Origin of the sequence: Bradyrhizobium sp. (assembly GCF_016462955.1) — a bacterium.
In the GTDB taxonomy this organism is placed as follows: domain Bacteria; phylum Pseudomonadota; class Alphaproteobacteria; order Rhizobiales; family Xanthobacteraceae; genus Bradyrhizobium.
Genome location: NZ_JAEMSD010000077.1, coordinates 1 through 18,798, shown reverse-complemented (window position 1 = coordinate 18,798; position 18,798 = coordinate 1). Strand labels below are relative to the sequence as shown.

Annotated in this window: 19 protein-coding genes; 11 read left to right on the top strand and 8 right to left on the bottom strand. The window is 64.2% G+C overall.

Annotated features, from left to right (window positions below):
• The 5 genes from JHD07_RS11175 to JHD07_RS11155 all read right to left on the bottom strand — a co-directional run.
• Positions 1-528: nitroreductase family protein (locus JHD07_RS11175; RefSeq protein WP_291621948.1), on the bottom strand; the 528-nt coding region annotated here is incomplete at its 3' end.
• A 276-nt stretch (positions 529-804) separates the two neighbouring features.
• The gene (locus tag JHD07_RS11170) at positions 805-1,620 is read right to left on the bottom strand and encodes an IclR family transcriptional regulator (protein ID WP_291621945.1); all 816 of its coding nucleotides are present in this window, start codon (positions 1,618-1,620) and stop codon (positions 805-807) included.
• Positions 1,621-1,733: 113 nt separating this feature from the next.
• A complete protein-coding gene (locus tag JHD07_RS11165) occupies positions 1,734-2,828 on the bottom strand; it encodes an extracellular solute-binding protein (protein ID WP_291621943.1) in 1,095 nt (364 codons plus the stop codon).
• Positions 2,829-2,859: 31 nt separating this feature from the next.
• Positions 2,860-4,650 carry an ABC transporter permease subunit gene (locus tag JHD07_RS11160; RefSeq protein WP_291621941.1) on the bottom strand — a complete coding sequence of 597 codons (1,791 nt, stop codon included), beginning with the start codon at positions 4,648-4,650 and terminating at the stop codon, positions 2,860-2,862.
• Positions 4,647-5,801, bottom strand: coding sequence for an ABC transporter ATP-binding protein (locus tag JHD07_RS11155; RefSeq protein WP_291621939.1), 1,155 nt, complete (start codon positions 5,799-5,801; stop codon positions 4,647-4,649). Before JHD07_RS11155 ends, JHD07_RS11160 begins: the two co-directional genes overlap by 4 nt.
• 270 nt (positions 5,802-6,071) lie before the next feature.
• Between JHD07_RS11155 and JHD07_RS11150 the strand changes: the two genes are divergently transcribed.
• Genes JHD07_RS11150 through JHD07_RS11115 form a run of 8 tightly spaced genes read left to right on the top strand, consistent with a single transcriptional unit; the run spans position 6,072 to position 13,800 of the window.
• Entirely contained in the window at positions 6,072-6,857 is a 786-nt protein-coding gene (locus tag JHD07_RS11150) for a CoA transferase (RefSeq protein ID WP_291621937.1), read from the top strand.
• On the top strand, positions 6,857-7,615 hold the full coding sequence (locus tag JHD07_RS11145) for a CoA transferase (protein WP_291621935.1): 759 nt from the start codon (positions 6,857-6,859) through the stop codon (positions 7,613-7,615). The genes JHD07_RS11150 and JHD07_RS11145 overlap by 1 nt, the downstream gene beginning before the upstream one ends.
• Positions 7,612-9,924: a molybdopterin-dependent oxidoreductase gene (locus JHD07_RS11140; protein WP_291621933.1), complete on the top strand. Its 2,313-nt coding sequence runs from the start codon at positions 7,612-7,614 to the stop codon at positions 9,922-9,924. The genes JHD07_RS11145 and JHD07_RS11140 overlap by 4 nt, the downstream gene beginning before the upstream one ends.
• Before the next feature lie 14 nt (positions 9,925-9,938).
• Positions 9,939-10,508 (top strand): peroxidase-related enzyme, encoded by a 570-nt coding sequence (locus JHD07_RS11135; RefSeq protein ID WP_291621931.1) that lies wholly within the window; start codon positions 9,939-9,941, stop codon positions 10,506-10,508.
• Positions 10,509-10,529: 21 nt separating this feature from the next.
• Positions 10,530-11,294 (top strand): hypothetical protein, encoded by a 765-nt coding sequence (locus JHD07_RS11130; protein ID WP_291621929.1) that lies wholly within the window; start codon positions 10,530-10,532, stop codon positions 11,292-11,294.
• Positions 11,295-11,313: 19 nt separating this feature from the next.
• Positions 11,314-12,006, top strand: a complete 693-nt coding sequence (locus JHD07_RS11125; RefSeq protein WP_291621927.1) for an L-fuculose-phosphate aldolase — start codon at positions 11,314-11,316, stop codon at positions 12,004-12,006.
• A gap of 32 nt (positions 12,007-12,038) precedes the next feature.
• Positions 12,039-13,001, top strand: coding sequence for a carbohydrate kinase family protein (locus JHD07_RS11120; protein WP_291621925.1), 963 nt, complete (start codon positions 12,039-12,041; stop codon positions 12,999-13,001).
• A 52-nt stretch (positions 13,002-13,053) separates the two neighbouring features.
• On the top strand, positions 13,054-13,800 hold the full coding sequence (locus JHD07_RS11115) for a 3-oxoacyl-ACP reductase family protein (RefSeq protein WP_291621924.1): 747 nt from the start codon (positions 13,054-13,056) through the stop codon (positions 13,798-13,800).
• A 95-nt stretch (positions 13,801-13,895) separates the two neighbouring features.
• On the opposite strand, the gene JHD07_RS11110 is transcribed toward JHD07_RS11115, so the two are convergent.
• The gene (locus tag JHD07_RS11110) at positions 13,896-14,867 is read right to left on the bottom strand and encodes a sodium-dependent bicarbonate transport family permease (RefSeq protein WP_291621922.1); all 972 of its coding nucleotides are present in this window, start codon (positions 14,865-14,867) and stop codon (positions 13,896-13,898) included.
• Between the two features lie 105 nt (positions 14,868-14,972).
• On the opposite strand from JHD07_RS11110, the gene JHD07_RS11105 reads away from it, so the two are divergent.
• Positions 14,973-15,824: a LysR substrate-binding domain-containing protein gene (locus JHD07_RS11105; RefSeq protein ID WP_291621920.1), complete on the top strand. Its 852-nt coding sequence runs from the start codon at positions 14,973-14,975 to the stop codon at positions 15,822-15,824.
• 210 nt (positions 15,825-16,034) lie between these two features.
• Positions 16,035-16,499 carry a fasciclin domain-containing protein gene (locus JHD07_RS11100; RefSeq protein WP_366864282.1) on the top strand — a complete coding sequence of 155 codons (465 nt, stop codon included), beginning with the start codon at positions 16,035-16,037 and terminating at the stop codon, positions 16,497-16,499.
• Positions 16,500-16,588: 89 nt separating this feature from the next.
• Here the strand turns inward: JHD07_RS11100 and JHD07_RS11095 are convergent, their stop codons facing one another.
• Both JHD07_RS11095 and JHD07_RS11090 read right to left on the bottom strand, forming a co-directional pair.
• Positions 16,589-16,915 (bottom strand): hypothetical protein, encoded by a 327-nt coding sequence (locus tag JHD07_RS11095; protein ID WP_291621916.1) that lies wholly within the window; start codon positions 16,913-16,915, stop codon positions 16,589-16,591.
• Positions 16,916-17,104: 189 nt separating this feature from the next.
• Positions 17,105-17,329: a hypothetical protein gene (locus JHD07_RS11090; protein ID WP_291621915.1), complete on the bottom strand. Its 225-nt coding sequence runs from the start codon at positions 17,327-17,329 to the stop codon at positions 17,105-17,107.
• Positions 17,330-17,587: 258 nt separating this feature from the next.
• Between JHD07_RS11090 and JHD07_RS11085 the strand changes: the two genes are divergently transcribed.
• On the top strand, positions 17,588-18,547 hold the full coding sequence (locus tag JHD07_RS11085) for an N-carbamoyl-D-amino-acid hydrolase (protein WP_291621913.1): 960 nt from the start codon (positions 17,588-17,590) through the stop codon (positions 18,545-18,547).
• The last annotated feature ends 251 nt before the right edge of the window (positions 18,548-18,798 follow it).

Genomic DNA, 18,798 nt, shown 5'->3' with positions numbered 1-18,798 from the left:
CACGGGGCTTTGCATGATGCCGTGGCTGTTGCTCACGGCGCCCAGCCCGCGAGACCAGGCGGCATTGACCAGGGCAGTGGCCACCGCGCCGCAATCGAAAGGTGTATCGTCGCTGCCGTCGAGCACACGATCATAGGTGATGATCACGCAGACCGGCGCGTCGAATTGGCGGAAGCCGCGCAGGACCCAGTCCTGGCGCCGGTCCTTGTCGTCGCGCGCGATGCCCATCGCGGAGAACAACTGTTTGGCGACGCCGACCTGCCGGTCACGGTGCTTGCCTGCAAAGGGCTGACCGGTGCGGAACTCGCGCGACTGCGGGATACCCGCCACCATCCGTTCGGTGTTGCCGGCGCGGATCCGGTCCAGCGGTGCGCCGGATACGACGTAGAAATTCCAGGGCTGGGTGTTCATCGACGACGGAGCGCGCATCGCCAGACCAATGATTTCCGCGATCAGCGCTTTGGGGACCGGATCAGGTTTGTAGCCGCGGATGCTCCGGCGGCCGAGGATGACGTCATCAAACTGCATCGGTGTGGAATCCCCCGTGATAGGTTCTGAAACAGCCTCGTGGTGTCTGCAACTTCCCGCAAGGGACGGCTACGGTCCAGCCACACGCACCGATATCACGGGCAGGTAGGGTTCAGCGAATTCCGGGACATGAAAATCTGCTGCTGATTTGCCCAGTGCCGAGTTGGAGCGCAAGCCGTCGATTTGCCGCGGCCGGCGGCAGCAATGACGTCCATCGCTTCAAGTCCGGCGGCGAGCGATGGCAGGTCGGGTCAGGTGGCGTCTTGAGCGGCAAAATCAGGGAACGCGGCGCGATTGATATGGAGGCGGAGGATCGGCTCTCAGGGCGGGGTATGCCGCCAGTCGATTGGAATAACCGAGGGCCGCGCCGATAGCTCGGGCTGCCTCCATCACGTGAACCGAATATTCTTTGATCTGCTTGCGCTTGATGCGGCTGTCGGGACCGGACATGCCAATCGCTCCCACCAGCTCCCCGGAACGGCCGAGGATCGCGCAGGCGCAGGCCGCGATGCCCTCGCGCCACTCGCCATGCAGCACGGAGGAGTAGCCCTGCGCGCGTGCAAGTTCGATGTCCTCCCGTAGCTCCTTGATCGTCGTCCGCGTTGCGTCGGTGTAACGCCTAAAATGTGGCCGGAATCTCTCCAAATAGTCATCAGGCATATGTGCGAGCATCGCCTTCCCCGTCGCCATGGTGAAAGCGGGTGCGCGCATGCCTACGCTCGTATGGGCGCGGATATGGTGGGCGCTTTCGATCTTGTCGACGTAGACAACGTCGGTGTCTTCGAGCACTGACAAGTGAATGGTCTCGCCGGTGATCTCGGCAAGCTTCGTCATTGCCGGTCGCGCGACGTTGATGAGATCCATCCGGTGGATGACATGGCTGCCGAGCGCCCAGATCTTGGTGGTGAGCTCGTAGGTGCTGTGCGGGGGGATCTGGCGCACATAGCCTTGAGACTGCAAAGTCATCAGGAGCCGATGCACGTTGCTCTTGGTGAGCTTCAGCTCGCTCGCGAGGTCCGTGACCCCGCGGGGCTGCTCGCTCAGAGCAAGTGCTTCCAGGAGACGCAGTCCCTTGATAAAAGCCTTATCCATCCACCAGCCAAAATAGAATGATCTTTCACTCGATCTAGCATGGACGCGCAAACGGCAATAGCCCGGGCGTGGAATCGGCCCCGGTCCTTCCGGATCGGGGCCGATCGGCCTGCTTACTGGGCGAGCAAGGCGTTGAGCTTCTCCTGCCCGTACTCTTCGTTGGTGGATTTCCCGGCCGGTGAAGCAGCGCCCCAATAATCCGGGCTCCATTCGATCGCTTTCGAGACGTTGTCCGGGTTGTTGGCCCAGTAGCGGGCGAGCTTCTTGTCGGTCGCGGCCTCGAACACGACCTTGGAGGGTAGGGCGACCGGGAAGGTCGAGGTGAGCTGCGCCGCGCGCTTGGGCTCGAGCCGCCAGGACAGCAGTTTCAGCGCGTTGTCGTAGTTCGGCGCTCCCTTCGGGATCGAGAAGAAGTCGTAGTAGATGAAGCCCTGGTTGAAGGTCAGTTCGATCGGAGCGCCCTCCAAAGCGAGCTTGCTCATCGAGCCGGTGTAGGCCATGCACATGTCAGCCTCGCCGTCGAGGAGAAGCTGCGGCGGCTGTGCCGATGTCGTCCACCATTTGGCAATGTGCGGCTTGATCTCCTTGACCTTCTTCAGCGCCCGCTCCATGTCGATCGGGTAGAGTTTGCTCTTCTCGACGCCGTCGGCCATCAGCGCCGCTTCGAACACGAAACGCGGCCAGGCGGGCATGCAGCGCCGGCCGGGAAACTTCTTCACGTCCCAGAAGTCAGCCCAGGTGGTCGGTACGTTCTCGCCCTTGTACTTGTCCTTGTTGTAGACGAGGCCGACGCCGATCACCTGCAGCGCCACGCCCTTCTTGCGCTTCAGGTTGTCCGGCATCGCTGCCAGCGTTTGCTTCGCCCCGTCGGACAGCTTGGAATAGTCGATGTCGGCCAGGCAGCAGTCACCAAGCAGCTTCGTCTCCTGGTCGAAGATGAACGTCAGGTCCCATTGCGCCTTGCCGGCCTCGGCCTGAGCTTTGATGCGCGGGCCGCTACGGGCCTCCTGGACGGTGACCACCTTGATGCCGGTCTCCTTCTCGAACGGGTCGTACATGACCTTGCGCAATGCATCGCCATACCCGCCGCCCGGATCCTGCATGATCACGACGTTGCTCTGCGCTTGAGCCAGACCCGTTCCCATCGCGACGAGCAGGGCTGAGGCCAATACGGAAGCCGACAGTCGCCAGTGTTTCATTCCCAGCATTTTTCTTTCCTCCAGTTGAAATTGATCTGCGTCACGTCGCCTTCCGTGACGTGGCGAGAACGGGTCGGGCAAGGACGAGCCCTACGACCACCAGAAGCACCTCCAGCGTCGAGACCACGGCCAGCACCGGATTGAGCCGGTAGTTGACGTCACCCCACAACATGAGCGGGAGCGTCTTCAGCTCCGCGCTCGACAGGAACAGCGTCAGCACCAGTTCGTCGAACGAGTGCAGGAAGGCGAAGAATGTCGCGGCAGCCAGGCCCGGCATGATGGCCGGCAACGTCACCAGGCGAAACACCGTCAGGGACGATGCGCCATGGACGGCCGCGGCCTGCTCGAGCCTGGCGTCGACGCCCTGAAGCGATGCGCACAGGATCACCACGACGAGAGGAAGGCCGCCGATCGCATGCGCCGCGGCGAGGCCGAAGATGGAGCCGACCATATCGAAGCGCAGGAACAAGCTGTAGAGCGACAGGCCGAGCACGACCGGAGGGACGATGATCGGACTTACGAGAAGCAGCATGATGGTAGACTTGCCGCGGATGCTGCTCCTGACGATGCCGAGAGCGGCCGACGCGCCCAGCACGATCGCGATTCCCGCCGACATCGCAGCGACGACCAGGGATGTCCAGAACGCCCGCATCCAGTTCGAATCGGAGAAGAACTGCTCGTACCAGCGCAGCGAGAAGCCCGGCGGCGGGAAAGTCAGATAGCTCGCGCTGCTGAAGGAAATGATCATCACCACGATGATCGGCAGGATGAGAATGGCAATGACCAGACCGCCCATGAGACCAACGGTCCAGGTCCCGAAACTCGCCGGCAGCCGCCCGAACAGCCTCAGAAGCGGCCAGCCGATCACGTCGGCAGCGGAGGTGCCGATACTGCGGCGGCCGGCATCGGCGGCGCGGCGGTCGGTCGTCGTTGGTGTGGCCTCGGTGAGCTTGCGGCCGCCCCAGATGAATTCGAAGCCGAGGAAACGTCCGGCCACCGCGACCACCGCCAGTGTGATCGTCAGCAGCACCACGCCCAAGGCTTGCAGGAATCCTTCCGACGTGACCGAGTCTGCCTGCTGCGTGATATGCATGGCGAACATCTGGTCGCCGGGTCCTCCGAGCAGCGTGGGCGTTATGAAGAAGCCGATCGCGGCGACGAAGACCAGCAGGAAGCCGGCGCCAATGCCGGGCAGGGTCAGCGGCAGCAACACGCGCCAGAACGCGGCAATGGGCCCGGCGCCGCTGGCGAGCGCCGCGCGGGTCAGGCTTTGATCGAGGCGCGCCACGCTGGAATAGATCGTCAGCACCATCAGCGGCAGTAGCACCGCGGTCATGCCGAGAAGCACCGTGCCGCGATTGAAGAGAAGTTGTGCGGGCTCGCTCAATATTCCGATCGAAACCAGCAGCTTGTTGATCGGCCCGTTGCGACCGAGCAGGACCATCCAGGCGTAGGTCCGGATCAGGATGGCGATGAAATAGGGCAGCACGATCGCGGTTGCGATAAGGGCCTGCGTAATGCCGCGGCTGCGGTGAATGAGCAGCGCCGTCGGATATCCGAACAGCAGGCAGAGGACCGCGACCATGACCGAGATCTGCATCGTGCGGACGAGCGAATCCCAATAGAGCGGTATGGCGAACACCCGCTCGAAGTAGGACGACCACGACGGCCCGCTCACGCTGATCCGGATGAGATCGATCAAGGGCAGGAGGTAAATGAACGCCAGGAAGGCGAGCGCGGGCAGGAGCAGCAGCGCGGGATCCTTCAATCTCCTGACGAGGTCGAGATCCGCCGGACGATCCGCCTGGGCGCCGATCGATGCCGAGGTCATGCAAGCACCCAGCAGTCGGCGGCGCCCCAGCTCACGTGCAGACGATCGCCGACGGTCGGCAGCGGCCGGTCAGCCATGTCGGTGCACCTGATCAGGAGCGGCTCCCCGCCTTCCATCTGCGCCTCGATCCGCAGGATCTCGCCGAGGAAGATCGCAGAGGTAACGTTGACAGGCGTGGAATTCGCGGTGGGCTCATTCGATACGGCGATGCGTTCCGGACGCACAAGCACGGTTGCGCGCCCGACGTCGATCGTGTCCCGGCTTTCCGCGCTGAACACGTATCCTGCACGGCTCTTCATCGTGAGTGTCGAGCCGCGCTTTTGCAGAATCTCTGCCTCGATCAGGTTGCTCTCGCCGACGAACGAGGCGACGAAGCGGTCGCTCGGATGCCGATAGATGTCCACCGGGCGGCCGATCTGAACGATCTTGCCGGCGTTGAGCACCGCGATGCGGTCGCTCATGGTCAGGGCTTCGCCCTGGTCATGGGTGACGAACAGGATTGTGCTGCCGATGGTTCGGTGAAGATCGCGGATCTCGATCTGGATCTGCTCGCGCAGCCGCCGGTCCAGGGCGCTGAGGGGTTCGTCCATCAGCACGACCTTGGGCCTTCTGACGATCGCGCGAGCGATGGCGACGCGCTGCTGCTGCCCGCCGGACATTTGCGAAGGAGACTTCGCGGCATGCTCCGTCAGCCGCATGATCTCCAGCGTTTCGGCGACACGACGCTCCGCGGTCGCCCGGTCGACGCCCGCCATGCGAAGCGGAAACGCGACGTTCTGGCTGACCGTCATGTTGGGAAACAGCGCGTAGCTCTGGAACACCATGCCGAAGCCACGCTTGTGCGTGGGCACGTTGTGGACAGGCTTGCCGTCGACGAGGATTTCGCCGCTGTCGAGGCTCTGGAAGCCGGCCACGAGGTTGAGCAACGTCGTCTTCCCGCTGCCGGAAGGGCCAAGCAGCGTGATGAACTCGCCGGGCTCGATGTCGATGCTGATGCGGTCGACCGCGTGGAAGCTGCCGTATCTCTTCACCGCGTCGCGGACGGCGATGCTCGATCCGATGGCGTCGCGTTCCCGGAGGCGGCCGGTCGGTGGCGTCCGAGCGTTCGCATCGCCGGAGCGCATTGCGCGCAGAGCCGCGGGCTCACCCATTCTCTCCTCCCAAATTGTTCTATATTGTAGAACGCTATTCCAATTATTGTTGGCCCAGCGGGCCCTCTTGTCAAGTCGAGACACCCGATCGCGGTGCAGTGGCGCGCCGCTGTGATCCCCGCGGAGGCTCGATCCCCTGCAAACAAAGGCTCCATCCGTGAAGCCAGATTGACAGGGTCGTCCCGATCCGCCTAACATAAATGTGGAATAGCGTTCTATAATATAGAACATATCGCAGGGAGGATGATGGTGTTGAGCGAGCCTCGCGCAATGGCGAAGCACATCGAGCCGGGCATGCGCGTGGCGCTGCCGGTCGACTACGCCGGCGTCTCCATGGCCATGACGCGGCCCATCATCGAGCATGGCGCGGGCGATCTCGATCTCGTCTGCGTGCCCACCGGCGGATTGCAGGTCGACCAGCTCATCGGCGCAGGTCTGGTCCGGACGGTGGAAACCAGCGCCGTCTCGCTGGGCGAAGCGGGTGGAGCGCCCCGCTTCAACGCCGCCGTCAAGGAAGGCGCGGTTCGATTGAAGGATGCGACGTGCCCTGCCATCCATGCCGGCCTGGTGGCGGCGCAGAAGGGCAGCCCTTTCATGCCGCTCCGGGGGTTGATCGGAACGGATCTGCTCCGCCATCGTGACGATTGGCGCGTGATCGACAATCCGCTGGCGGACGGCGGCGATCCGATCGTGCTGATTCCCGCCATCAAGCCGGACGTCACGATCTTCCATGTGCCGATGGCTGATCGCTTCGGCAATGTCTGGATCGGGCGGCGTCGCGAGCTTGCCGCCATGGCCTACGCCTCCCACACCGTTTTCGTCACGGTGGAGCGCATCGTCGAGGAAAACCTGCTTGCTGACGAGATGAGTGCTGCCGGCGTGCTGCCGGCGCTCTACGTCACGGCCGTCGCGCGCGCTCCGAAGGGCGCATGGCCCTACGGTTTGTGGGGCGAGTATCCGGCCGACAGCGCAGAGATCGCACGTTATGCGAAGGCCGCGCGAACGGCGGACGGCTTCTCCGCCTATATGGCGCAGGCGCAGATGGAGCCCGCGTGATGGCCGATGTCCTCCCCCGCGAAGTGCTGATCTGCACGATCGCGCGGCTGCTCGACGGTGTCAGGCACGTGGCCGTAGGCGCCTCATCTCCGATTCCCGCCGCCGGCGCGATGCTGCTGCGGGCCATGAAGGAGGCGGACGGCACCGTCGGTCCACGCATTTCCATCCTCGGTTCTGTCGAGCATAATTTCTTCACCAACGGTTCGGCCGAGCTGTTCGATTGTGCAGGTCAAGGCCGGATCGACGCATTCTTCCTCGGTGGCGGCCAGATCGACGGCCTCGGCAACGTGAACCTCGTCGGCACCGGCGATTATCCGCGCTCCAGCGTGCGCTGGCCCGGCTCGTTCGGGTCGGCCTATCTCTACTTCGTCGTGCCGCGCGTCATCCTGTTCCGCGAAGAGCATACGCCGCGCGTTTTCGTCGAGAAGGTGGACTTCATCAGTGCCCCTGGCGTCAGTCCCGAGGGAGTGTTTCGCAGCGGCGGGCCCGTTGCTCTCCTGACCGGCAAGGGTCTCTTTCGCTTCGACAAGACGCGGCCGGGATTCGAACTCGAGAGCGTTCACCCCGGGCACGATCTCGCCGAGATCAAGCAGGCGACCGGCTTTCAGTTTGCGCATGACGCCGAGCCGCGGCAGACCCAGCTCCCAGACCGACCGACGCTGGACCTGCTCCGCGGCCGCGTGTTCGACGAACTCGCCGAGACCTATCCGGAATTCGCCGCGCAGATGCGTCGCGAGCTTGGAGCGGTCGACGCATGAGCAGGATCAAGCGGGTCCCGCATTGCAGCCATTGGGGTGCCTACACGATCCTCGTCGAGGATAATCGCATCGTCGGCGTCGAGCCGTTCGAGCACGACCCGGCGCCGTCCCCGATCATCCATTCCATCGCCGAATGGGCCAATCCCGAGCGGCGCGTGCTGCGGCCGATGGTTCGCTCGGGCTGGCTCGACAAGCGCGAGAAGAGCGATCGCCGCGGACGTGGCCGCGAGAAATTCGTGGCGGTCAGCTGGGACGAGGCGACGACGCTGGTCGCAGACGAAGTGCGCCGCGTGGCGGGCACGTTCGGCAACGCGTCGATCTTCGCGGGCTCCTATGGCTGGACTAATTCCGGCCGCCTGCATCATGCGTCTTCGCTGCTGAAGCGCATGCTCAATCTCGTTGGCGGCTTCACCAGGCACGTCGACACCTATTCCATCGCGGCGGGTCCCGTGATCCTGCGGCATTCGCTCGGCAACGACGATGCATGCGGCGGCCGCGCCAATACGCTCGACACCATCGCGCAGCACACCGAGACGCTGGTGGTGTTCGGCGCTCTGTCGCCGCGAACCGCGCAGAACGAGGCCGGAGGCATCGGCAGCCATCGACTCGAGACCTATCTCAGGCAGATCGTCGAACGCGGGGTCAAGATCATCCACGTCTCGCCGCTGAAGGATGATCTGCCCGACTGGGTCGATGCCGAATGGTGGCCGATCCGGCCGAACACGGACACGGCGCTGATGCTCGGCCTTGCCGGCGAGATCGTGAAGGCGGGGCGTCACGATGCCGATTTCCTCGCGCGCTGCACCAGCGGGGCGGACCGCCTGCTCGGCTATCTCGAAGGCAAGACGGATGGTGCGCGCAAGGACGCCGCGTGGGCCGCGAACATCTGCGGCCTCGATGCGGACCGGATCGCGACACTGGCGAGGCGCCTTGTCGACACGCGGAGCATGCTGACGGTGAGCTGGAGCCTGCAGCGCGCCCATCACGGCGAACAGCCGTTCTGGGCGGCGCTCGGACTCGCATCGGTGGTCGGCCAGATCGGATTGCCGGGCGGCGGCGTCGGCTACGGCTACGCGTCCCTCGGCGGCGTCGGGGCTCCGATCAACCTCGGCAAGTCTCCCGCCATTTCGCAGCTGACGAGGCCGATCGACAGCTTCATTCCGGTGGCGCGGATCAGCGACATGCTGCTCAATCCCGGCGGGTCGTTCAGCTATGAAGGCGAGGTCCGCACCTATCCGGATACGCGGATGGTCTATTGGGCGGGCGGCAATCCCTACCACCATCATCAGGACCTCAACCGGCTGTCGGAAGCCTGGACGAGGCCCGAGACGATCATCGTGCAGGACCCGATGTTTACCGCGACGGCCCAGCGCGCCGACATCGTGCTGCCGGCCACGACGTCGATCGAGCGCAACGATCTTGCCGGCAACAGGCGCTCCGACTTCATCCTGGCGATGAAGCAGGCCATCGAGCCGCTGGGCGACTCCCGCTCCGACTTCGCGATCTTCGACGCGATCGCAGGCAAGCTCGGGGTGGCCGATCGGTTTAACGAAGGCCGGGACGAGATGGGCTGGGTCCGCCATCTCTACGAAGCCTGCCGCAGCGATGCCTCGCAGCGCATCGGCTTTGAGATGCCGGATTTCGACGCGTTCTGGGACGCCGGCTATGCCCGCTGCCCGGTCGAGTCAGACCATACCTACTTGGCCGACTTTCGAAGCAAGCCGGAGGTGCACCCGCTCAAGACCGAGAGCGGAAAGATCGTGCTCGGCAGCGAGACCCTGGCCAGGCTGGACTATGCCGACTGCCGCTCGCATCCCGCCTGGATCGAGCCGGCTGAATGGCTCGGCAACGCCGCCGACGCCGGCCAGATGCACCTCATTTCGCACCAGCCGGCTGGCCGTCTTCACAGTCAGCTCGAAACCGGCGCATCGAGCCGGGCCATGAAGCGCAATGGCCGCGAACAGGCTCGTCTTCATCCTGGTGACGCGGCTATTCTCGGCATCGAAGATGGCCAGACCATCCGCATCTGGAATAGCCGTGGCGAGTGCCTTGCGACGGCGGAGATCACCGACAGGGTTTGTCAAGGTGTGCTCGTGCTTCCGACCGGTGCCTGGTTTACACCGACCGGCAACAGCGGCCTCGAGGTCGCGGGCAATCCGAACGTGCTCACGCTCGATATCGGCACGTCTCAATTCGGCCAGGGCTGCTCGGCCCATACCTGCCTCGTGCGAGTCGAGCCGCACGCCGCCGATCGGCGTGATGCGTTCGAGGCCTATCAGGAAACGCTCGTCGCGCTCGCGGCAGTCTAACAGGAGCTTGGAACATGTCTGCGCCCGCCATCAGCCGCTTTCCCGTCCCCGACATCGCAACCCTGCCGCAGGATATCCGCTCGCGGATCGAGGCGGTTCAGGAGAAGTCCGGCTTCGTCCCCAACGTCTTCCTGACACTGGCGCATCGTCCTGACGAGTTCCGGGCGTTCTTCGCCTACCACGATGCTCTGATGGACAAGCCCGGGCCGATCACCAAGGCCGAGCGCGAGATGATCGTGGTCGCGACCAGCAGCGCCAATCAATGCCAGTATTGCGTCGTCGCGCACGGCGCCATCCTGCGCGTGCGCGCGAAGAATCCGCTGATCGCGGACCAGGTCGCCGTCAATTACCGCAAGGCCGATATCACTCCCCGGCAGAGGGCGATGCTCGATTTCGCGATGAAGGTCTCGGCACGCGCCTATGAGGTGGACGATTCCGACATCGTCGATCTCAAGGGGCATGGATTCACCGAGGAAGACGTCTGGGACATTGCGGCCATCGCAGCCTTCTTCGGCATGTCGAACCGCCTTGCCAACGTCACCAGCATGCGTCCGAACGACGAGTTCTTCGCGATGGGACGCTGAGCGCTGCGCACGAGAACTGCCATGGCATCGTTGGTCATCGACAGACGCTTTCGAGGCCCGCCCAACTCCGGCAACGGAGGTTATGTATGCGGATGTCTCGCAAGGCACATCGTCGGCGACGCCGAAGTGACGTTGCGCGCCCCGCCGCCGCTGGAGCGGCCGCTCGACGTGCTGACGAGCAGCGACGGCGGGATTGAGTTACACGAAAGCGACAGGCTGCTCGCGACCGCGCGTGCAACAAGCGTCGATGTGACGGACGTTCCCAGGGTCAGCTACGCGGCGGCCGAAGAGGCGGTCGGCAGAACGCCCTACGACGAACAGACCCACGACCTTCCGGGATGCTTCGTCTGCGGTCCCGCACGTGGTCATGGCGACGGTCTCCGGATCTTCGCAGGTCCGCTGCAGGCGGGGGCCGTCCCGGGCAAGCCCGTCGTGTTCGCGGCGTCCTGGGTGCCCCATGGCGATCTGTCCGGCGAGGACGGTCGTGTCGCGCCCGAATTCGTCTGGGCCGCCCTCGATTGCCCGACCGGCTATTGCAGCGTGGCCGCCAGTCACCTCGGACTGAATGGTGACGAGACAGCCCTGCTCGGACGCATGGCCGCGCGGATCGATCGCTTGCCGCGTCCCGGAGATCGATGCGTGGTGGTGGCGTGGCCGACCGGGCGGGAAGGTCGCAAGCTCTTTGCCGAAAGCGCCTTGCTCGATGCGGAGCAGGAGGTGCTGGCGACCGCGCGAGCCACCTGGCTGTTGGTCGACCGCCAGGTCCAGCTCGGAGCAGGTGCATGAACGAGGGTAGGAGCAGGGTATGACCGGCCGCGAAGCAGAGCTCGAACTCCGTCAATCCGTCATCGACGCGTGCCGCGAGATGGCGGCACAAGGCATCAACCAGGGCACGTCCGGAAACATCAGCGTTCGGACCGATGACGGCATCCTGCTGACGCCGTCCGGTCTTCCCTACGACCGCATGAAGCCCGAAGACATCGTGGCGATGAAGTGGGATGGCTCGTGGACCGCGCCGGCCGGCAATGTTCCGTCGACGGAATGGCGCTTTCACCTCGACATCCTGAAGTCGAAGCCGGAGGTTGGCGCCGTGGTTCACGCCCATCCGATCTTCTGCACGATCATTGCGATCATGAATCGCCCGATCCCCGCGATTCACTACATGATCGCCGCGGCCGGCGGACACGACATTCCCTGCGCGCCCTACGCTCAATACGGCACGGCGGAGCTGTCGCAGGCAGCCCTGAACGCGCTCCGCTATCGCCGCGCCTGCCTGCTCGCACATCACGGGTTGATCGCCGTCGGCCCCAATTTGCGCAAGGCCATGTGGCTCGCGGTGGAGGTCGAGGTGCTCGCCAAGCAGTACCACGGCTGTCTTCAGCTTGGTTCTCCTCCGCTGCTGCCGGACGAGGAAATCGACAGCATTTTGAAGCGATGGGGGCAATACGGCCTGCGCGATAGCGAGGGCGCGCCCAAGATCCCCCAGCGTTCGAGCTAGATCACGATCAAACCACCATCCTGCGAGAACCCATGGCTCACTCTCACGACGTCAGCGTCTGCGGCACTTATATTCTGGATATTCTGGGAGTCCCGGTGACGGAAATTCCGCCCGGTGGCGGCCGCTTGCTGATCGAAGAGATACGGCTCGCGGTCGCGGGCACCGCCGGGGGAACAGTCGTCCCTTGCGCGCGCCTCGGTCTGAAGGCGCTCGCGGTGGGCGCCGTCGGCTCCGACGAGAAGGCCGACTGGATGTTGAACGCGCTGCAGCGTGAAGGCATCGACATCTCTCTGATGGAGCGGATGGCCGACAGTCCGACCTCGGCCACGATCCTGCCGATCAGGCCCGACGGCTCGCGTCCGGTCATGCACGCAAGGGGCGCGTCCGCCCGCTGGCGCATCGCGCCCGAAACGCAGACCGCCGCCTGCCGAAGCAGAATTCTCCATCTCGGCGGGGTCGGCTCCTTGCTTGCGATGGATGGAGCGCCGTCCGTCGCATTGCTGCGCGAGGCGAAGGCGGCCGGCTGCACCACGACGCTCGATCTCATCCAGGCGCGGCGTGAAACGCTGGCGCTGGTCGAGCCGCTGCTACCCTATGTCGACTTCTTCATGCCGAGCATCGATGAGACCAATGCGATGGTCGGAACCGACGATCCTGCCGCGTGCGCGCGGTTCTTCATCGAGAGGGGCGCGGGGGCCTGCGCCATCTCTCTTGGCGCCGAAGGATCGTTCGTGATGACGCGCGACGGACGCCAGTTCACCGTGCCGGCGTTCGAGGTCGCGGTCCGCGACACCTCGGGATGCGGCGATTCCTACACCGGCGGCTTTATCGCCGGTCTGGCCCGCGACTGGGACCTGCTCGACTGCGCCAGGCTTGCGACCGCGACGGCTGCGATCGTCGCGACGGGGCTGGGTTCGGGCGCCAATCTTGTCTCGTTCGAGGAGACCGTGAAGGCCATGAACACCTTGCCCGTCCGCAAGCCTGCTCGCGTCTGATCCATTCACATCGTCAAGAAACATTCATCGGAACAACAGGGGAGAACGCAACATGGCCCGACATGCGATCGTCACCGGAGCAAGCCGCGGAATTGGCCGCGCGATAGCCCTCGGCCTAGCCAAGCGCGGCTACGATCTCGCGCTGACCGACATCGCTGCGCAAGAGAAGGTCCTTCTCGAGACCGTTGCGGAGGTCAAGGAACTCGGCCGCCGCTGCATAGCGGTCCTCGGCGACGTCAGCGTGGTCGGCGATTGCAGGCGGGCCGTGGCCGAGGCCGTCCAGGGTCTCGGTCACGTCGACGTCCTCGTCAACAATGCGGGAATCCTCAGGCTGGCGACCATCGACGAACTGACGACCGACACCTGGGATCAGACCTTCGCCGTCAACACGCGCGGTGTCTTCCAGATGACCCAGGCCGTGGTGGCGCATATGAAGGAACGTAAATACGGACGGATCGTCAACATCGCTTCGCTGGCGGCCCGAACGGGCGGTCCCGGACAGTCCCACTACGCTGCATCGAAGTCGGCCGTGGTCGGCTTCACGCGCGTCTCGTCCATGGAGTTCGGAGGCCACGGCATCACGGTCAATGCCGTATGCCCCGGCATCATCGTCACGGAGATGGGGATGAACAATCTTCGTGATCCCGAGCGCGTCGCCTATTTCGAGAAGGTCACCGACTTGCACCGGCTTGGACAGCCGGAGGATGTCGTCGGTCCCGTCGCATTCTTTGCGTCGGATGATTCTGCGTTCGTGACCGGTCAGGCCCTCAATGTGGACGGAGGCATTTTCTACAGCTAGCGACAAGCCGGTCGCCGGAAGAGCTCGCTGTTGGCGGGAGGCCTTCACCTTCGCAGAGCGGATCTCGGCATCCGCCATACATCCGCATGCCGTCCTCAATCTGCGATCATCCGGGCGGCGGCGATGTAGAGCGGGATGCCCAGAATCAGGTTGAAGGGAAAGGTCAGGCCGAGCGAGAGCGTGAGAGCGATCGCCGGATTTGCCGCGGGCAACGCAAGCCGCATCGCAGCCGGCACGGCGATGTAGGAAGCGGATGCCCCTAACGTCATCAGGATAGCGGTGCTGCCAGCCGACAGGCCGATGAGCCAAGCGGAGAGTGCCGCGAACGCTGCGCCGATCAGCGGCATCACCAAGGCGAAGCCTGCGACGGCAGGAGACAGCGATCTCCACCCGTCCCGGAGGCCGCGCCCGGCGATCAAACCCATATCGAGCAGGAACACGCACAGGAAGCCGGGGAATGCATCGAGCAGAAAGGGCTTGAGCGAGGTCATGCCGCGCTCGCCGGTGAGATAGCCCACGGCAAATGCACCGAGCAACGCCACGATCGAGCCGTTGAGTGCGATCTCGCGCAGGAATCCTCCGGATAGTTCTCTCGCGGTTCTTGCTTGCCCGCTGCGCGCGATGACGAGCGCCGAGAAGATCGCAGGCGTCTCCATCGCGGCTGCAACTGCGATCATGTAGCCGTCAAACGGTAGCGCCAGCTGGGTGAGCACCCCGGTGACGGCAACGAACGTCACGGCCGATATCGATCCGTAGTAAGCGGCCACCGCGGCGGCGTTGATGTGGTCGAGGCCCGCTCCGTAGCGCAGCAAGGCGTAGGCGATGAACGGCAAGCCGGCCGACAACACGACTCCCGCCACCAGGGCCAGTGCAAGCGTCGGCGTCAGGCCCTGGTGGGCAACCTCGGCGCCGCCCCGGAAGCCGATCGAGATCAGGAGATAGAGCGAGAGGAAGCGCGCAATGGCCTCCGGCACGGAGAGGTCCGAGCGGCCGAGGGATGCGCCGAGGCCGATGCCGAAGAACAGCACCGGGGGCGAGACGAGGTTCTGGACGGCGAGCGCGAGCAAAGGACCTCCATTTGCCTGGGACGAAATGCACGGGCTGCATAGCTTTTCGGTGGTGTTTACTGAAATTAATTGTATCAAGTGTCATCATTAAAAATGGCAATGATGATGCCCCGGCCGCGCCTGAACCTCGACATCGACTTGATCAGATCCTTCGTGACGATTGTCTCGCTCGGAAACTTCACGCGCGCCGCACTGGCGCTCGGTTTGCAGCAGTCGACCATATCCCTGCAGATCCGCCGCCTCGAGCAATTGGTCGGCGGCAAGTTGCTCGAGCGGTCGCCGCAAGCAGTGACGTTGACCCCGGAAGGCGACACATTCTTCGACTATGCGCGGCGCATGCTGGATCTGAACGACGAAATGGTTGCGCGCATCCAGGAGCCCGCGATGCGGGGCCTCGTTCGCCTGGGTGCGCCCGAGGATTTCGCAACGCGCCATCTTCCCGACGTGCTTGCCCGGTTTGCCCATGCCTATCCCCAGGTCGATCTCGAAGTGACCTGCGATCTGACGATGAATCTCGTCGAGCGCTTCCGCAAAGGCGCCTTCGATCTGGCGTTGATCAAGCGCGAGCGGTCGATCGAGATTCCCGGCACCCGTGTCTGGCGCGAACCGTTGGTCTGGGTCACGGGCGGCGTCGATCTCAGGCAAGGCGTGCTGCCGCTGGCCGTCTCGCCCAAGCCCTGCGTCTATCGCAAGCGCGCTACCGAGGCGCTCGACCGTGCCAAGCGATCGTGGCGGGTCGCGTACACCTGCGGGTCGTTGGCAGGAACGCTCGCAGCGGTGCGCGCCCGGCTTGGCGTGACGGTACTCCCGAAGGACATGGTACCCCCCGATCTCCACGTCGTGGACGGAAAGCCGATGCCCGACCTCAAGGACACGGAGATTGCGATCCTCGAGCGCGACCGTCTTCCGTTGCCGGCGCAGCGGCTCAAGGACTTCGTCATCAAGGCCCTGAGCTGAATTCATCGTCGGGGAAATCGACCCATCCGGTGGATTTTCGAACGGGACGGTGATCCGGCCTTCACGGCGCTTCGTTTCGTATGGGTTGATCGAAACTGATCGGGCGATGGGTGCGCCATCTCGGGCGCATCCACCGCGTTGGCATGCATTGAATCACATCTGGAGAACCTGATGACGCCCGCAATTCGTTCGCTCGTGGCCGGCGCGGCCATGCTCGCCGGCCTGGTTGGCCCTTCCGTCGCGCGCGCCGCCGACATCGTGGATACCGCGGTTTCCGCCGGCTCGTTCAAGACGCTGGTGACGGCTGTGAAAGCCGCCGGTCTCGTGAAGACACTCAAGAGCAAGGGCCCGTTTACGGTGTTCGCGCCAAACGATGCCGCCTTCGCCAAGCTGCCGCCCGGAACGGTCGAATCGCTGTTGAAGAACAAGGCCAAGCTCGCGGCCGTGCTGAAGTACCACGTCATTCCGGGCCGCGTGAAGGCGGCCGACGTCGCCGGCAAGTCGCTGAACGTCGCAACCGTTCAAGGTCAGCCCGTCAGCGTCGACGGCCGTTTCGGTGTCCGCGTCAATGACGCGCACGTCATCCAGCCCGACATTGAGGCGTCCAACGGTGTGATTCACGTGATCGATACGGTGCTGCTGCCGCCGGCACGTGCAAAGAAGATGCATCACTGAGACTGTCCGCGGCCGCATATTCGGCTGCTGCGGCGGCCGGGTATGCTGCTAGGGGCGGAGGAAAGATTGCGCTCCTTGATCGCGGAGCGTCATCGCCGCGCCACCACCACCCCGACCAGGAACGCCACTATCAGCGCCGGCAGCGGGGCCTCGCGCACCATGCCGCGCACGATGTCCGGCCAGTGCTGCCCCGGGACCAGTTTCGGCGATCGCACCTTCGGCGTCGGTTCGATGCCCCAGTTCGAGGCGAGCTCGGCGATCTCGCTTTGCGCGAGACGCACGCCGTCGCGGACGCGGAAGATCGCGGCCTCGTATCGTTCGGGCGGCGCGAGCAGCATCAAGGTCTCGACGGCGGTGCGCAACGTCATCTCGCCGTAGCCCTGCAGCCTCACCGATTCCTCGGGATCGGATGTCATGCGAAATCCCTCACAGCGCGAACGGGCACGATGGCGATGGCTGCCGTCGCGCACGGGACCAGCGTGGATACGGCGCCGCGTGCGGCATCGGCGCGCGTGGGGTGCCTGGTCATGATTTTACTCCATGCTGAGCATGGAAATGGCGGCGAGGGACATTGGTTCCCCGGCGAAGCTGAATGGCCTCGTCGACTACTTCCGCAACAACTCGCTCAGGGCCGCGGTAGCCTCGGCACAGCGGATGTCGTCGATTTCTCGCGACAGGCTGAGCGCACCCGATTTCAGTTCTTCCAGCTTGCTGCTGTCCGGGTGCCGGCTCTCGAGCTCGCCAAGGCGCTTGTTCAGATCATCCAGTTTCGACTGAAGCTGCCCGACGCTGGCCGCTCCATTCACTTTCCATACGCGTTGTGCACGCATCCTGGTGGTTCCCCTGCTAGTCTCACGGCCTTGTGAGAGGGGTTCGTGGCCGGAATGGGAGTTTGTTTTGTCCAGCTTCAGACCGTGGGGAACCGTTGCAGTTTGGCAACGAAAGTTCCGAAAGGCGGCGCGACTGACGCAGGATTATACCGGCGGCACGGAATTTGATTGGGCCGTCCGCGACGAAGGGCGGAGCGGCCTATGCGTCCGTTGGACTGCTCGGTAGGCTCGACGCATTGGGGTGATGAGGGAGAACACGTGGCGAGATTCGTGACTGTTGCGGCCGGTCAGCTCGGTCCTGTTGCAAGGCGCGAGACGAGGGCGGAGGTGGTGACGCGGCTGAAGGCGCTGATGCGCCAGGCGCACGCGAACGGCTGCGACTTGATCGTCTATCCCGAGCTCGCGTTGACCACGTTCTTTCCACGCTGGTACTTCGAGGATCAGGCCGAGATCGACGGCTTTTTCGAGCGCGAGATGCCGGGCCCCGACACGCAGGCGTTGTTCGATCTCGGCCGCGAGCTCGGGATCGGCTTCTGCCTCGGCTATGCCGAGCTCGTGGTCGAGGCGGGCATCGTCAGGCGCTACAACACGTCCATTCTCGTCGACAAGGGCGGCGCGATCGTCCTGAAATATCGCAAGGTCCATCTGCCGGGTCATGCCGAGCACGAACCGTGGCGCGAGTTTCAGCATCTGGAGAAGCGGTACTTCGAGCCGGGCAATGGCTTCGGCGTCGTCGATGCCTTCGGCGGCGTGATGGGGATGGCGATCTGCAACGACCGGCGCTGGAGCGAGACCTATCGGGTGATGGGCCTGCAGGGCGTCGAGATGGTGATGATCGGCTACAACACGCCGGTGCACAATCCGCCCGCGCCGGAGCATGACGATCTCTCGCTGTTCCACAACCACCTGGTGATGCAGTCCGGTGCGTACCAGAACGGGACCTTCGTGGTCGGCGTTGCCAAGGCCGGCATCGAGGAGGGCGTCGATCACATCGGCGGCAGCTGCATCGTCGCGCCCTCGGGCGAGATCGTCGCGCGATGCACGACCAAGGGCGACGAGATCGCGTTCGCCCGCTGCGATCTCGATCTCTGCAATTCCTACAAGCGCACCACCTTCAATTTCGACGTCCATCGCCAGCCGCAGGCCTATGGGATGATCGTCGAGCGCAAGGGCATGACGACGATGGCGGATGGAACGCCTGCGCCGCGCAAGGGGTGACACTCTCCCCCCTGTCATTCCGAGGCGATGCGCAGCATCGAACCCGGAATCCATCAAGCCGCACGACAGGCGGTTAAATGGATTCCGGGCTCGCCGCTTTTCGGCGCCGCGGAATGACACCGGGAAGCTCGGTGTTTCGCGCCGGTGTCAACCCGTCGTCGCGAAAATATTCCGCTTTGCCGAAATTCGGAAATGGCGTATGTGTCGCTCATCCCGGCTCATCCTTAAGGGGCGATCGTGAGGTCGTCATG

Bases quoted from the DNA above. Each gene is read 5' to 3' on its own strand.
- JHD07_RS11140 (WP_291621933.1), top strand. From the start codon at position 7,612: ATGAGCAGGATCAAGCGGGTCCCGCATTGCAGCCATTGGGGTGCCTAC.
- JHD07_RS11090 (WP_291621915.1), bottom strand. From the start codon at position 17,329: ATGCGTGCACAACGCGTATGGAAAGTGAATGGAGCGGCCAGCGTCGGG.
- JHD07_RS11160 (WP_291621941.1), bottom strand. From the start codon at position 4,650: ATGACCTCGGCATCGATCGGCGCCCAGGCGGATCGTCCGGCGGATCTC.
- JHD07_RS11120 (WP_291621925.1), top strand. From the start codon at position 12,039: ATGGCTCACTCTCACGACGTCAGCGTCTGCGGCACTTATATTCTGGAT.
- JHD07_RS11095 (WP_291621916.1), bottom strand. From the start codon at position 16,915: ATGACATCCGATCCCGAGGAATCGGTGAGGCTGCAGGGCTACGGCGAG.
- JHD07_RS11150 (WP_291621937.1), top strand. From the start codon at position 6,072: ATGGCGAAGCACATCGAGCCGGGCATGCGCGTGGCGCTGCCGGTCGAC.
- JHD07_RS11135 (WP_291621931.1), top strand. From the start codon at position 9,939: ATGTCTGCGCCCGCCATCAGCCGCTTTCCCGTCCCCGACATCGCAACC.
- JHD07_RS11130 (WP_291621929.1), top strand. From the start codon at position 10,530: ATGGCATCGTTGGTCATCGACAGACGCTTTCGAGGCCCGCCCAACTCC.
- JHD07_RS11165 (WP_291621943.1), bottom strand. From the start codon at position 2,828: ATGCTGGGAATGAAACACTGGCGACTGTCGGCTTCCGTATTGGCCTCA.
- JHD07_RS11145 (WP_291621935.1), top strand. From the start codon at position 6,857: ATGGCCGATGTCCTCCCCCGCGAAGTGCTGATCTGCACGATCGCGCGG.
- JHD07_RS11105 (WP_291621920.1), top strand. From the start codon at position 14,973: ATGCCCCGGCCGCGCCTGAACCTCGACATCGACTTGATCAGATCCTTC.
- JHD07_RS11100 (WP_366864282.1), top strand. From the start codon at position 16,035: ATGCTCGCCGGCCTGGTTGGCCCTTCCGTCGCGCGCGCCGCCGACATC.
- JHD07_RS11115 (WP_291621924.1), top strand. From the start codon at position 13,054: ATGGCCCGACATGCGATCGTCACCGGAGCAAGCCGCGGAATTGGCCGC.
- JHD07_RS11155 (WP_291621939.1), bottom strand. From the start codon at position 5,801: ATGGGTGAGCCCGCGGCTCTGCGCGCAATGCGCTCCGGCGATGCGAAC.
- JHD07_RS11125 (WP_291621927.1), top strand. From the start codon at position 11,314: ATGACCGGCCGCGAAGCAGAGCTCGAACTCCGTCAATCCGTCATCGAC.
- JHD07_RS11170 (WP_291621945.1), bottom strand. From the start codon at position 1,620: ATGGATAAGGCTTTTATCAAGGGACTGCGTCTCCTGGAAGCACTTGCT.